Annotated in this window: 11 protein-coding genes, 3 tRNA genes and 1 pseudogene; 9 read left to right on the forward strand and 6 right to left on the reverse strand. The window is 70.8% G+C overall.

From position 1 onward, the window contains the following. Positions 1 to 579: 579 nt before the first annotated feature. On the reverse strand, positions 580 to 2,082 hold the full coding sequence (locus tag PV789_RS10160) for a pentapeptide repeat-containing protein (protein WP_274977165.1): 1,503 nt from the start codon (positions 2,080 to 2,082) through the stop codon (positions 580 to 582). A gap of 528 nt (positions 2,083 to 2,610) precedes the next feature. On the opposite strand from PV789_RS10160, the gene PV789_RS10165 reads away from it, so the two are divergent. The 5 genes and pseudogenes from PV789_RS10165 (at position 2,611) to PV789_RS10185 (ending at position 6,095) form a co-directional block, all read left to right on the forward strand. Next, entirely contained in the window at positions 2,611 to 3,309 is a 699-nt protein-coding gene (locus PV789_RS10165; protein WP_274977166.1) for a hypothetical protein, read from the forward strand. After that, positions 3,306 to 3,836: pseudogene (locus PV789_RS10170) on the forward strand (DNA cytosine methyltransferase); the annotation flags it as partial. The gene PV789_RS10165 and the pseudogene PV789_RS10170, both read left to right, overlap by 4 nt. A 363-nt stretch (positions 3,837 to 4,199) precedes the next feature. Then, positions 4,200 to 4,448, forward strand: a complete 249-nt coding sequence (locus tag PV789_RS10175) for a hypothetical protein (RefSeq protein WP_274978298.1) — start codon at positions 4,200 to 4,202, stop codon at positions 4,446 to 4,448. Positions 4,449 to 4,541: 93 nt separating this feature from the next. Beyond that, positions 4,542 to 4,865 (forward strand): helix-turn-helix domain-containing protein, encoded by a 324-nt coding sequence (locus tag PV789_RS10180; RefSeq protein WP_274977167.1) that lies wholly within the window; start codon positions 4,542 to 4,544, stop codon positions 4,863 to 4,865. 21 nt (positions 4,866 to 4,886) lie between these two features. Further along, on the forward strand, positions 4,887 to 6,095 hold the full coding sequence (locus PV789_RS10185) for a tyrosine-type recombinase/integrase (RefSeq protein ID WP_274977168.1): 1,209 nt from the start codon (positions 4,887 to 4,889) through the stop codon (positions 6,093 to 6,095). A 96-nt stretch (positions 6,096 to 6,191) separates the two neighbouring features. Here the strand turns inward: PV789_RS10185 and PV789_RS10190 are convergent. From PV789_RS10190 to PV789_RS10200, 3 genes are all read right to left on the reverse strand, one after another. Then, positions 6,192 to 6,268: transfer RNA gene (locus PV789_RS10190), tRNA-Val, on the reverse strand. Positions 6,269 to 6,284: 16 nt separating this feature from the next. Then, positions 6,285 to 6,355 (reverse strand) — tRNA-Cys (locus PV789_RS10195). A 41-nt stretch (positions 6,356 to 6,396) separates the two neighbouring features. Next, positions 6,397 to 6,469, reverse strand: a tRNA-Gly gene (locus PV789_RS10200). A 231-nt stretch (positions 6,470 to 6,700) separates the two neighbouring features. Between PV789_RS10200 and PV789_RS10205 the strand changes: the two genes are divergently transcribed. Next, entirely contained in the window at positions 6,701 to 7,882 is a 1,182-nt protein-coding gene (locus PV789_RS10205; protein ID WP_274977169.1) for a molybdopterin molybdotransferase MoeA, read from the forward strand. Positions 7,883 to 8,141: 259 nt separating this feature from the next. On the opposite strand, the gene PV789_RS10210 is transcribed toward PV789_RS10205, so the two are convergent. Next, positions 8,142 to 9,926: an MFS transporter gene (locus tag PV789_RS10210; protein WP_274977170.1), complete on the reverse strand. Its 1,785-nt coding sequence runs from the start codon at positions 9,924 to 9,926 to the stop codon at positions 8,142 to 8,144. A gap of 184 nt (positions 9,927 to 10,110) precedes the next feature. Between PV789_RS10210 and PV789_RS10215 the strand changes: the two genes are divergently transcribed. Further along, a complete protein-coding gene (locus PV789_RS10215; RefSeq protein WP_248774416.1) occupies positions 10,111 to 10,662 on the forward strand; it encodes a TetR/AcrR family transcriptional regulator in 552 nt (183 codons plus the stop codon). 126 nt (positions 10,663 to 10,788) lie between these two features. Here PV789_RS10215 and PV789_RS10220 read toward each other — a convergent pair whose 3' ends face one another. Beyond that, on the reverse strand, positions 10,789 to 11,286 hold the full coding sequence (locus tag PV789_RS10220; RefSeq protein ID WP_274977171.1) for a GNAT family N-acetyltransferase: 498 nt from the start codon (positions 11,284 to 11,286) through the stop codon (positions 10,789 to 10,791). Between the two features lie 543 nt (positions 11,287 to 11,829). Here PV789_RS10220 and manA point away from each other — a divergent pair. Then, positions 11,830 to 13,014: a mannose-6-phosphate isomerase, class I gene (gene manA / locus PV789_RS10225; protein WP_274977172.1), complete on the forward strand. Its 1,185-nt coding sequence runs from the start codon at positions 11,830 to 11,832 to the stop codon at positions 13,012 to 13,014. A gap of 639 nt (positions 13,015 to 13,653) precedes the next feature. Beyond that, positions 13,654 to 14,028: an FKBP-type peptidyl-prolyl cis-trans isomerase gene (locus PV789_RS10230; protein ID WP_274977173.1), complete on the forward strand. Its 375-nt coding sequence runs from the start codon at positions 13,654 to 13,656 to the stop codon at positions 14,026 to 14,028. Positions 14,029 to 14,097 lie beyond the last annotated feature (69 nt).

Below are 14,097 nucleotides of genomic sequence, written 5' to 3' on the forward strand. Positions count from 1 at the left end.
GCCCTGACGTCCTTTGCGCGGGGACGAACAAGGTGAGCCCGGGAGGGGCAACAGGCCTTCGTCCGATGAAGGCGTGCGTCCTGAGTGGTGCCCTTGACCGCACTGATAGGAGCAGTTGCCAGAGCCCAGAACCAGGCGATACCGGCACGAAACACGCTGACCCGCTAGACCACTCTAAAGCCCCGGGTTGATTTACCTTCTGAACTGCGAGAACGTCAGGTCGTTGCCGCTTTCCAGGGTCCTTGGTTCGCCCCCACAGTCAGTCTTGGAAAGGAACACCCTAGACCTCGCGGGGGCTAGGGACGGTGGCAGCCTCACCGCCCTCGATCCCAAGCTTCCACCTGGCGGGTTGAGGTAGATCTTGAGTCCCGCTGTGGCGCGGCGTCAGGCCCAGGTGATCACGTCGAGCGGACCGGGGAGGCTGAGGCCCACATGCCCCGGTTTCCTTCCTGGAGTTCTGCAACTGTGTCCTCGGAACGCCCCAGCCCTGAAACAGGGCTGTAGTCGGAGCACGGCGAGGCGTTGCAGGCGCCAGAATCCCACTCGGACCAAAACCATGGCGGGCGACAGCAGGGCTACTCACTTCTTGCCGAATTCCTCCGCGACTCGCGGAGCGGCATGGGGGGGTGCTTCCTCAGAATCCACTTGCCACGAGTCGGGTAGGATCACGACTCCCGACTTACCCAGCTCGATCGATTCCAGCAGCATGTCCGGGCACATCCCCGAGGCGTGCTCGAAGTTTACCTCGCCGCTGATGAACCGGGTACCGGGGAAGTCCACCCTGTCGCTGGTGAACCTTGCGTAACGGAAGGAGACCATGCTGCCAGCGAACTCCGCCCTGTTGAAGGTGGTCATCCCGCTGGTGAACCGCGCGTGGGCGAAGTCCATCGTGCTGCCGATGAACCGCGTGTTCGTAAACAGCAGCTCGCTGTCGACGAACTCCGTCTTAAAGAAAGAGACCCCACCGCCGACGAACTCCGTCTCAAAGAAGGAAACTCGACTGTCGGTGAACCGAGTCTCGGCAAGGGAGAGCCCGCTCCCGATGAACCGCGCGTATGCGAAGGACACTTTAGTGCCGACGAATTCCGCATCGTTGAAGACCAGGTTTCCACTGACGAACTGGGCTTTGATGAAGGAGACCTCACCGCCGAAGAAGCGGACTCCGTTCAGGTCGCCGCCATCGAAGGCAACACCGGTGAAGTCGTAGTCCCGGCCGCGCCAGCGGGTGGGCTCGCGCAGGTGCTTACCGATGATGCGGATAATGGTGTGACGCACTTCCCGGAACGAGGCGAACTCCAGATCTCGCGCACGGTGTTCTTCCTGTCGGTCCTTGCTGGCGTTCTTGGGCAGCGGATCAGGGGCAGGGGTGTAGGGGATGCGCAGGTAGGCGCACAGCACGTCGATGACCATCTGTACCAGGTCCTCGCGTCCCTCGGGTGCCTCGTCGGCCAGCCGAGCCAGGGCGTGGACTCCGGCCAGGCGCACGGCGGTGTGTTCGCTGCCGAGCTTGTCGCTGGCGCTGTCGAAGGTATCGGTGAACAGCTTCGATACTTCACGCTCGGCCGCCCGTTCAGCGCGTTGCGCGTCGGCTTCGGTGGTGCGTTGGCGTCGGTAGGCGATCACAAGCAGGGCCACGCCGCTGAGGCCGGCGACGATGGCGAAGGCGCGTGTGGCGATCGCGTCCAGGTTCTGGGGGGTGAGTTCTCTGGGCGGCTTCCACTGAGGGGTGTCGAGCACCAGCCATGCCAGGGCGGTCATGGCCGCGACCGTGCCTGCGGCGAGCGCCCAGGCGGCCAGGATGAGCCAGAGTAACCGCACCGGTGCGGTCCGGTTCCAGTTCATCCCCACCACGCCGGTGGCTAGTAGCAGAGCGCATAGCCCCAGTGTGGTCGCGCGCCAGCTCTGGTCCGTCGTGAGGCCGAGCAGGTCCCAGAGCGTTGTGGCCAGGGGCCACAACGCCATGGCCGTTCCGAGCCCGCCGACGGTGACCGCGGTCCAGGACAGTCCATGGTGGTGCCGGGCGAGTCGTTCTTTGAGGCGTTTGCGCCAAGGCGGTTGAGGTACTGAGGGGTGGGCGGTCATGGTGTGACCGTAGCCAGTCAAAGGCGAGGTGTGGATACTTGGCGGAATCGGCCACCCTCTGTATCAAAAACGGATTGGCGGCACTGACATCTCCGCCGCACCCAACAAGGGTGTTGACGGACACGAAGATGGACTCTGGCACAAGGGGTGCGGAAGTCTGTGCTCCTGCGTCGGGTGAGCTCTTCGGAGGCTGACAAGGCACATCCGTATCTACTTCGCCCACGTCGCTACCCGCGACACAAGGACAGTGTCGAAACCGCGAGGGCTTGCGTACGCATCGTCTGCCGCCACGTGAGCGAAATCGGGTCCCTCGGCCCTCTTGATAGGTAGAGGCGTTCGATACGGGCCGACCACGCGATGAGAACACTTACCCCACGACCGCAATTGCGGTTGTTGCTGTTGGATGGCAGCCCCGGAGCCGCTGCCCTGCTCCTTCTGGCCGCCCACCGGGCGCTGCCTCCCTTTGACGCGGTGCTTGTTCCCGACACCGGGTGGTACCCGGCTTCTGGCTATCGCGCTCTGAACCGCTTGCGCGGTATCGCCTCCGAGGCCGCGATGGGCTGGGAACCGGTCAAGACCGCGCCGATCGCCCACCGCACCCTCAACCCCCGCAGCTCCGTGCCGCTGCTCCCCCTGTTCACCCTCCACCCAGACGGAACCCCGGGACGGCTTCCCGAAGGGTGCGCACGCGGCACCGCGATGGCCCTGACCCAGCGCATCCGCCGCCTGCTCGGATACCCCCGCTCCACCCCGGTCCCCGACGGCATCGTGGCCCAGTGCGCCACAGGAACTGGCACAGACCACGCTCACCAGGGGCCTGCCGTCGGCCCCTCGTTCGTGCGCTTGCACCGGCCCCTGGTCGACCTCGGCTGGAGCGCGCAGGACTGCCGAGCGCTGCTGTTCCACCACGGCCTGGACCCGAACCCGGACCTGTCGTGTACGGCATGCCCCCACCGCTCCGACCGCTCTTGGGCACGTTTGAGGCGAACGGAGCCGGACGTGTTCGCCGCTGCGGTTGCGGTGGACACCCTGGTTCGGCACGGCCGCCCCCGGGCGGCAACGCACGGCATGCCGCCCGGCACCACCTTCTTCCTCCACCCCTCCCGGACACTCCTGGACCAGGTTGATCTGAGTGCCGACGTCGATGCTGCCCCGGAGGGGTGTGTGCCGTGGGCATGCCACGGCCCTGCCACCGGCGGCACAGCGGACGGAGGCGCCACCCGATGACCGCGACCCTGCCGCCGAACCAGCTCGCGGCCCCTGATCCCACCACGGTGACGATCGGTTCCCTGTGCACCGGCTATGCCGGGCTCGACATGGGCGTGGCCGCGGCGCTGAACGGCAACGCACGGCTGCTCTGGACGGCCGACAACGACCCCCACATCACCCGGTTGCTCACGCACCGGCTCCCCGACGCCCCCAACCTCGGAAACCTGGCAACGGTGCGCTGGACGTTGGTAGAGCCGCCTCAGGTGCTCACTGCCGGGTTTCCCTGTCAGGACGTCAGCGCAGCCGGCCGCGGCGTCGGAATCGAGAAAGGAACACGCTCTGGTGTCTGGCACCACGTCATGGACGCCGTTCGCCACCTACGACCCCGCCTGCTCGTGCTGGAGAACGTGGCCGCCCTGCGCTGGAAAGGCCGAGGACTCGACCGCGTACTCGCGGACCTGGCCCGCGCGGGGTATGACGCGAGCTGGTGTTGCGTACGCGCCTGCGACATCGGCGCGTGCCACCGCCGCGAACGCGTCTTCGTTGTTGCCCACCCCGTGCGCCAGCGACGGCCACCGGGGCTCCTCCGATCCGCATCAGCGCACGCGACAGAAGCGGCAGGTGCGAGTCGGCGATGTGCTGTGCCACCCGCCCCACACCCCCGCGTACGCACGCACCCGCACTGCGCACACCACGGGCCGCACCCGCACTCCCGAGCGTCTGCTGCCGACCCCCTTGGCCAGCGATGGCACCAAAGGCAGTCCTCGGCAGAGGGATTCACGCGGGCGCCCCACACTGCCCTCCGCGGCCATCGCTACCCACACCAGCGACCCCACCCCGAAGCCGCAGCGGCGCCGTTCGCGTACGCATGGGGCGCCTACGAACCCGCCGTCCGACGGTGGGCGAAGGTGCTCGGCAGAGCGGCACCCCCGCCCACCGAACCCGGCACCCGGGGACAGCCCCGGCTGAGCGCCGCACTGGTCGAGTGGATGATGGGCCTGCCCGAAGGCTGGGTCACCGATCCTGGTCTCGCCTTGCCGCGCGCCGCCCAGCTCCAGGCGCTCGGCAACGGGGTGGTGCCGCAGCAGGCGTGCGCTGCCGTGCGGCACCTGCTGGCCCAGGACCCCGATGCCGCATTTTTCGGCGAAAGCGGTTGAGGTGCCGATGCCCGAACACACCCCGCAAACCCCCGGAAGGACGGCATGCCGCGGTACCGGCGGCCGTGCCGCGGCAGGGGAGAGGAGCACCGGATGAGCGGCGGCACCGTTCCACCGAACCGGCACGGCAAAGCGGTTCCTGAGCAGGACAAACGCGGTTACTCTGCAGGCTCTGGCGGACGGCGGGACAACACCGCGGACACGCTTCCTGAGGTCTTCACCCCCGAGGAGGCCGCCGCCCTGCTCAAGGTCCCCGAGTCCTGGCTGCGCAAGCGCGCCTCCGCGCGCCAGGTGCCCTGCACCTTCATCGGCAAGCACCTGCGCTTCAGCTCCAACGACCTCGAACAGATCATCCGCTCCGGACACCGCGCCCCCGTGTCCGGGAGCACCCGCCCCCGCCAACGACCCATCGAATGAGCACGTACGCAAGGAGTACGCATGGCCTACGCCGAACGGCTCGCCAGGACCTGGCGGGCCCGCTACAAGCGCCCCAACGGCCTCTGGGGGTCCAAGTCGGGCTTCGACACCAAGGAAGCCGCCCTGCACTGGGCGGAGGAACAGGAGGCCGAGGTGCGCCGCCGCACCTGGATCTCCCCCGAAGACTGTGAGATCGCCTTCGGCGACTTCGCCCGGACGTGGCTCTCCCAGGCCCGCCTGGCCGAGACGACCCGGGCCAAGTACCAGTCCTACCTGGACACCCACCTGCTGCCGCAGTGGGAGGACTGGCCGCTGATCAGCATCTTCAACAGCCACATCGAGATCCAGGCCTGGGTCAACGAGCTGCACGAGGAGTTGGCCGAACCGAGCGTGTCCTCGGTCTTCGCCCTGTTCTCCACCGTGCTCAACGTGGCGGTGCGCGCACGCCGTATCCCCGCCAACCCGTGCAACGGGGTCCGTGTCTCCTCCGGTGACTACGAGGCCGACCGGCAGGTGGCCACCCCTGTTCAAGTGCTGCGGGCGGCCATGCGGCTGCACCACACCTTCGGACGTGCTGGGTTCGTGCTCGCGCTGATGGACGCCTACACCGGCGCCCGCTGGTCGGAGCTGGTGACGTTGGAGGCCCATGAGTACGACGAGGTGAACCGGGCCGTTCCGGTGCGCGCGCCTTTGCGGGAATCCGGCGGCAGGATGTCCAAGGCCAAGCGTCCCAAAACCCCGGCGGGCAAACGCTGGCTGCACCTGCCCGACTTCCTCGACGCGGTCTACACCGACCTGGTGGCCGACAGCGAGGGAGGGTGGGTGTTCACCGGTGGCCGTGGCGGGGTGCTGCGGCGGGGCAACTTCCGCTCCCGGTTTTGGCGGCCCGCCTGGGACGGCGACTCCCGCAGCGATCTGGGATGGTTGCGCTCACCGGTCCTGCCGGGCTTCACCTTCCATGAGGGACGTCACACCCACCGCACGTGGTTGGCGGAGGACGGGATTCCGGAGGTGGCGCGGGCGGCGCGGCTGGGGCACCGGATGCCGGGCATGGCCAACGTCTACGAGCACGTGACCCCGGTGATGAGGGCTCAGGTTCTGGCCGTGCTGGAGCAGAGGTGGCGGGCGAGCGTACGCGCGCTGAGTCCGCGGGAGCGGGAACGACTCATGGAGATGGTCCCGCGGCTGGTTGAGTACTACCCTGTGGAGGACGAGCGCAAGGCTTCGTGATAGGGGAGATGCAAGATCATCTCCAGATCCTCTCCATAGCCGAAGCGATCGACATCTGAAGAGGACCGTTGGACGGCCTCTGACCTGCAGAAGCTGTGGTGGGCGATACAGGATTCGAACCTGTGACCTCTACCGTGTCAAGGTAGCGCTCTAACCAACTGAGCTAACCGCCCGCGTGTAGCGATGGGGAGGTGGAGACGGGATTCGAACCCGTGTAGACGGCTTTGCAGGCCGCTGCCTCGCCTCTCGGCCACTCCACCGAGTTGCACGTAAGGCGCCGGGGCACCTCGCGTCTCCTCCGAGCGGACGACGGGATTCGAACCCGCGACCCTCACCTTGGCAAGGTGATGCTCTACCAGCTGAGCCACGTCCGCTTGCTGCCTGGCGTCCGGCCCGTGGGCCCCGCCGTGCTGCTGGTAAGAACTCTAGCGGAAAGTCGGCAGACGGCAAATCGGCGCTGGGAGGGGCCGGTTCGGCGCTCTCGGCGCGGGTAGGCGGCCGTGCGGCCGCAGGACGCGCCGGGGCCGTCGGAGCGGACGTTAACGTCCGCGTCATGCGCCCGGGTGGACAATGGAGGACACCGGCGTGACGAGGGGGAGACGGATATGGGAGCGGGCGGCGGCACCGGGGGACACGGCGGGCACCGGTCGTGGCCGCGGGCGCGGGAGGCCGCCCGGCTCCTGGGCGCCGTCAGGCCCCCGGCTCCGCAAGAGCTTCCCCTGGAGGACGCCCTGGGCACCGTCCTCGCCGCGGACCTGCACGCGCTGACGGGCCTGCCCGCCTTCGACGCCTCGGCCATGGACGGCTTCGCGGTGTCGGGCCCGGCGCCCTGGCGGCTGGTCGGCAGGCAACTGGCCGGAGCGGCGGAGGCACCCGTGGGCCTGCGCCCGGGCGAGGCCGTCGAGATCGCCACCGGCGCCCGTGTGCCCAAGGACACGGAGTGCGTCGTGCCCTACGAGCTGGCCGCCGTCCGGGACGGGACGGTGGACGGGCCCGCGGAGGCGGGCCGCCACGTGCGCTGGGCGGGGGAGGAGACCGCCCCCGGCGAGACCGTGCTCGAACGGGGAGCGGTTATCGGCCCCGCCGCGCTGGGCATGGCCGCCAGCCTGGGCCACGACACCCTGCCGGTGCTGCGCCCCCGGGTCTCGGTCCTGGTCACCGGTGAGGAGATCACCACATCGGGGCTGCCCGGCGACGGCAGTGTGCGCGACGCCATCGGCCCGGCGCTGCCCGGGGTCGTCGAGCGCGCGGGAGGCCGGATCTCCTCACTGCGCCACCTGGGCGACGAGCGGCAACCGCTGCTCGACGCGCTGGCGGGTGCGGACGGCGACGTGGTCGCGGTGTGCGGCTCCTCGTCCCGGGGCCCGGCCGACCACCTGCGCTCGGTCCTGGAGGAGCTGGGCGCCGAGGTGGCGGTGGACGGGGTCGCCTGCCGTCCGGGCCACCCGCAGCTGCTCGCGCACACCGACCGGACCGTGTTCGTGGGCCTCCCCGGCAACCCCGGGGCCGCCCTGGTCGCCGCGGCCACCCTGCTGGTCCCCCTGCTGGCCGCCATGACCGGCCGCCCGGACCCCGGAACGGGGCTGGCCCGCGCCTCCCTGGAGGGCGTCGTCACCGCCCACCCCCGGGACACCCGGCTGGTCGCGGTGCGTCTGGACGGCGGCCGGGCGCGGCCGGTGGGCCACGACCGTCCGGGCAGTCTGCGCGGCGCCGCGCTGGCCGACGCCTACGCGGTGGTGCCGCCGGACTGGGACGGCGGCGAGGTGGAACTGCTCCGCGTGCCCTGAGACCGCCCCCGCATCCGCCCGGAGGCCGGTCCCGCTTCGGCTCAGAGACCACTCCCGGGTCCGCTCAGACGCCGGTCCCGTCCCCGTTCAGAGGCCGGACCGGCCTCGCGCCTCCACGGCGTCGGGGCGACCGAACCGCTTTCTCACGCGAGGACCCCACAGAACCCCGCGGCGCGGTCCCAGGGGTGCGACCCCGCGAGGGGCGGACACGCGTCGGGCCCCGGAAGGCGACGCCTTCCGGGGCCCGGACCCTCACGTGCTAGCCGTCGGAGCCGGTCCGCTCCGACGCGGCCCGGGTGTCACCGGCCGCCGGGTCGGCGGCCACCGGAGCGGACTCCTGCCCGGCACCCGTTGTCTCCCCGGCCACCTCAGCACCCGCGGTCTCAGCGGCAACCGTGGTCCCCGCCGTCCCGGCGGTGCCCACGGCCTCGACCGCCTCCTCCACGGCCCCCTCGGCGGGGCCCTCCACCGGCTCCACCGCGGGGTTGCCCCGACCGCGCAGCAGCACCCACGCCTGCGCGGCGGCCGACAGGACGATCACCACGGCGATGACGCTGGTCAGGTGCATGCCGTCGGTGAACGCCGTCCGCGCGGCGAGCATCAGCGCGTCGCCCGCGGCGCCGCCCACGTCGGCGGCGGCGTTCGCGGCCCCGCCCAGGGTCTCCCGGGCGGCGTCCACGGCCCCCGAGGGCACGCCCTCCACCGCGGTCAGGTTCGCCCGGTAGGACGCGGTCAGCACACTGCCCAGCAGCGCGACGCCCAGCGCCGCGCCCAGCTCGTAGGCGGTCTCGGAGATCGCCGAGGCCGCGCCCGCGCGCTGGGGAGGGGCCGATGACATGATCGCGCCGTTGGTCAGCGTCTCGGCGAACCCGGAGCCGGTGGCGATCAGCGCGAAGCCCGTCGTCACGAGTGCCACACCGGTCACCACGTTCCCCTGCGGAGCGAATACCAGGACCGCGAACCCGGTCGCGGTCACCAGCAGGGATCCGCCGATCACCGTGGCCAGGCTCAGGTGGCGCGACAGCCGCACCGCCACCAGTCCGGCCAGCACCGACAGCACCAGGCCGGGCACCAGCACGAAACCGGCACGCATCGGCGAGATGCCCAGCACCAGCTGGAGGTACTGCGTCAGGAAGAACAGCGACGACACCAGCGAGAACACGATCATCAGGTTGGTGGCCACCGCCACGCTGAACACGCGGTACCGGAACAGGCCCACGTCGATCAGCGGGTCGTCCAGGGCCTTCTGGCGCCGGACGAACAGGTAGCCCAGGCACAGGCCGACCACCAGGGACGCGACCGGGACGACGGCCAGGCCCTCGGTGGCCAGGTTCTTGACGCCGTACACGACGGGCAGGATCGCGGCCATGGACAGGACCACGCTCAGCGGGTCCAGTCGGCCCGAGTCGGGGTTGCGCGACTCGCGCACCAGCAGCGGGACCAGCACCAGGATCAGCGCCATCACCGGCAGGTTGATCAGGAACACCGAGCCCCAGAAGAAGTGCTCCAGGAGCCAGCCGCCCAGGATCGGACCGAGCGCCGCGCCGCCGGAGAACCCCGACGCCCACAGGGCGATGGCCAGCAGGCGCTGGCGCGGGTCCAGGAAGATGTTGCGCAGCAGCGACAGGGTCGAGGGCATCAGTGAGGCGCCCGCCAGGCCGAGCAGGGCGCGGGCCGCGATGAGCACCTCGGCGGTGGGCGAGAACGCGGCGAGCAGCGAGGCCGCGCCGAAGGCGGCCGAACCGATCATGAGCAGGCGCCGCCGACCGATGCGGTCGCCGAGCGAGCCCATGGTGATCAGCAGTCCGGCCAGGACGAAGCCGTAGACGTCGACGATCCACAGCAGCTGGCCGGCGTCGGGCCGCAGCTGCTCGCTGAGCGCGGGGACGGCGAACCCGAGCACGGTGGAGTCGACCGAGATCAGGATCACCGGGAGGACCAGGACGGCGAGCGCGGTCCATTCGCGCGGGCCCGCGAGGGCGGGCGCCGCGCCGTCGCGGCCGCGCGCGCCGGCGGTGCCGTTTCCGGTCTGGGCGGAACTCATCTTTCCTCGTTACGTGTCGCTTGTGTGCGCGCCGCACGGCTGTGAGGGCGCGTTCGGACCGGCGGGATGCGGAGGGCGAACGGCCGGGCGGAAGGACGGGAAGCCTGGTCGACCGGGGGCGTACTCCCGGGACTCTTCAACCGTCCAGACGGTACAGTACCGTCCAGCCGGTACAGTGTCAATCGTGAACGCTTCGAACACCCGCGACCGCATCCTCGACTCCCTACAGGACATCCTCGTCGGTGAGGGTTATTCCGCGGTGACCCTGGAGGCCGTGGCCCGTGACGCCGGGGTGTCCAAGGGAGGACTGCTCTACCACTTCCCGTCCAAGGCCGCCATGCTCACCGGGCTCATCGAGCGCCTGCGCGTGCTGGCGGAGGAGGAGTTCCGGGAGGCCGTGGAGGGGGAGGAGGGCGTGGTCCGCGTCTTCCTGCGCACCTCGCTGCCCCGCAGCCCGGAGGAACGGGAGCTGTACTGGGCGGTCATCGCGGCCCTGCGTGGCCAGGAGGACATGCCCGAGGAGGCCGTCCGCACGGTCCAGGGCCTCTTCAGCCGCTGGGGCGACCTGCTGCACGAGGAACTCACCGACCCGGTCCTGGCCGAGATCATCCTGCGCGCGGGCGACGGGCTGTACATGGCGGCGATCGCCGGGCTGCCCCAGCCCGACCCGGCGCTGACGCAGCGGATGATCGACCGCCTGGTGGAGGCCTCCGACAAGGTGCGCCGCGAGCGCTGAGCGTCCGCCGTCCGGGCCGGACGCGCGTCTTCGACCCCCGCCGCCGAACCGGTCCGCACCGCCGCGTCCCGGCCGGGCGCGGGACCGCCGCTCCCGGGGGCCGTGCCCGGTCCGGACCCGGTCGGTTCAGACCCGGTACTCGAACATCTGGACCTCGGTGCCGCCCACCGGCACCCGCGCGACCGGGGTGAACCCCTGCCCCTCGTAGTAGCGCACCAGGGCCCCGTCCCCGCCCGCCCAGCAGTCCACCCGCACCAGCCCGACTCCGCGCTCGCGCGCCCGCCTGCGTGCGAAGGAGAGCAGTTTGCCACCCACGTCGCGCCCGGAGTAGGCGCGCGAGACCAGCAGCAGGTGGACGTAGAGCTCGCGTTCGCGCACCCGCGGCGCGTAACCGGGAGCCCGTTCGGTGACGGTGAGGAATCCGGCCGTGCCGTCCCCGACCTCGGCCACCCACAGGCCCTCGGCGACCAGCTCCTTCACGCGCGCGACCCGACGGGGGTCCTGTGACCAGGGGCGCTCGCCCCACTGCGCGGAGCGCCCGTGCTCGACCAGCCACGCCACGGTGGCGTCGAAGGTCTCCAGCACCGCTGACAGGTCCGCTGGTCCGCCCTGGCGCAGCCTCAAGTGTCCGCCTCACACGTCGGGGAACAAACACGACCAGAGCACGTTAACCGGTCGCCCGTCCGCCGGGCACCCCGGTTCCCCGGAGGAGGGGAGGGGCTTCGGCGGCGCGGTGGGTAGGCGGTTCCACAGACGGGGCCGTGGCACCACGGGCGCCGCTGCGGGACAATGGCGCAACCCCGCACGGGGAGCACGGGGCCCGTGAGCCGCACGGTCCGCGCGGTGGCGGCCGGTCGCCTCCACGGGCGGTCTGCACGGGATTCCCGCCGCGTCGCGGGGCGTCCGGCCCGTCGCCGGGTGGAAGGAGGAGGTCAGGATGTGGCGCTGTTCACGTGCTTCCGATCATGGTTTACTTCCCAGTAACTTCGTTGCCGCAGTCGGTACCCGTGTTCGTGGGGTGCCTGCCCACCCCGCGAGGTGAAGTGTGCACTACCTCAAGGTGTGGGGCGCGCCGTGTCGACCGGGACAGCGCCCTCCACGAGACTGTTGCAGCCTCGCCGGGGTGTCCACGGGGTGAGAACACGCAGACGGGAAAGCGGGGGGCGCATGCACAGGCTCACCAACCAGGTAAGGCCTTACGCCTGGGGAGCGCGCACGGCCATCCCGCGGCTGCTGGGCGCCGAACCCGACGGCACGCCCCAGGCCGAACTGTGGCTGGGGGCCCACCACGGCGCGCCCAGCACGGCCCACTGCGAGGACGGCCCGCGCCCCCTGCCCGGCCTCATCGCCGACAACCCCCACCGCGTCCTGGGGCGGCGCACCGCCGAACGCTTCGGCGCGCGGCTGCCCTTCCTCCTCAAGGTCCTGGCCGCCGAGGCGCCCCTGTCCCTCCAGGTCCACCCCGACGCCGTCCGCGCCCGCGCCGGGTTCGAGGCCGAGGAGCGCGCGGGCATCCCCCTGGACGCCCCGCACCGCAACTACCGCGACCCCCACCACAAACCCGAACTCCTCCTGGCACTGGAACCCTTCGAGGCGCTGTGCGGCTTCCGCGAACCCGCCGCCGCCCACGCTGACCTGCGCGGACTCACCTGCGAACTGGCCGTCGCGCTGCGCGGCGACCTCGCCCTGACCGACGCCGGAACCGCCCTGCGCGGCGCCCTCACCCGCCTGCTCACCCTCTCCGGGGACGAGCGCGCCCGGCTGCTGGACGACTTCGTGCGCGAGTGGTCGGACTCCGGTCCGCGCGGGTCCCACGGCGCCATCGTCGCCGACCTGGCCGACCGCTACCCGGGCGACCCCGGCGCGGTGGCCGCCCTGCTGCTCAACCGGGTCACGCTCTGGCCGGGCCAGGCCCTGTTCCTGCCCGCGGGGAACATGCACGCCTACCTCCAGGGCACCGCGGTCGAGGTGATGGCCAGCTCCGACAACGTGCTGCGCGCCGGACTGACCGGCAAGCACGTGGACGCGCCCGAGCTGCTGGACGTGGTGGACTTCTCGGTGCTGCCCATCCCCTACGCCAGACCCGGGGTCTGCGAGGGGCGCCGGGAGTTCCGCACGGCCGCCCCGGAGTTCGCGCTCCACGAGATCGGCCCCGGCCGCATCACCGCCCACCTGCCGGGGGAGGGGCCGACCGTGCTGCTCGCCCTGCACGGGCAGGTGGAGCTGGTCGCCGAGGTCGGTCAGGGGATGACCCTCCAGCGCGGTGAGTCGGTGTTCGTGCAGGCCGACAGCGGGCCGATCAAGGTCGAGGGCCACGGCCACGTCATCGCCGCCACCGTCGGCGATCTCTGAGACCCGGATCTGCGGACCCGAGACCGTACACCCCAGATCCCACACCAGAGATCCGGGCCCCGAGATCCCACGCCCCAGACTTCACACCGGAGATCCTGAACCCGAGCCCCCACACCGGAGATCCTGAACCCGAGCCCCCACACCGGAGATCCTGAACCCGAGCCCCCACACCCGAGATCCTGAACCCGAGACCCCACACCCGAGATCCGGAATCCGAGATTCCACATCTGAGACCTCACACCCCAGACCCGAGACTCGACTCCCCGGACCTGAGACCCGAAGCCCGAGTTCCTCGACCCGAGATCCCAGACCTGGGTTCCCACACCTGGGTTTCGAGACCCGAGACTCCGGGCCTGAGAGCCGAGGCCCGGATTTCCAGACCCCGGACTCCAGCCCCCGGGTTCCAGAGCCCGGTCCCCAGCCTCCAGACCTCAGGCTCCAGATTCCAGACTCCAGGCCCCAGCCTGCGGATCTCACATTCCAGGGCCCGGACTCCGGAACTCAGCCCTGGGACCGCGTCAGAGCAGCGCGAGCGCGTCGCAGAGCACCCGGGCGGGACGTCCGTTTTGCTCCAGGAGGTTCCCGCGCACCGATAGCCTGGGCCCCTCTGTTCACTGTGACCACACGAGGGGTACCACCATGGCGCTTGAGCGTCCCGAGATCGACTTCATCGAGGGCCCGCCGCCCGCCGAGCTGGAGGTCACCGACATCCAGGTCGGTGAAGGCGCCCAGGCGGGTCACGGCAGCACCGTCGACGTCCACTACGTGGGCGTGTCCTTCTCCAGCGGCGAGGAGTTCGACGCCAGCTGGAACCGCGGCGCCCCGCTGAGCTTCCGCCTCGGCGCGAAGCAGGTCATCGCGGGCTGGGACCAGGGCGTCCTGGGCATGCGCGTGGGCGGTCGCCGCAAGCTGGTCATCCCGCCGCACCTGGCCTACGGTGAGCGCGGCGCCCCCGGCGCCATCGAGCCGAACGAGACCCTGATCTTCGTCTGCGACCTGGTCGGCGTCCGCTAGGACCTCCTCCTCCCCGCGGGGGACTCCACGGGGTCGCCGCATCCCGCCCGCGGTCCCTGCCGGTCCGGG

It is taken from the genome of Nocardiopsis camelliae (assembly GCF_028993595.1).
Lineage (GTDB): Bacteria > Actinomycetota > Actinomycetes > Streptosporangiales > Streptosporangiaceae > Nocardiopsis > Nocardiopsis dassonvillei.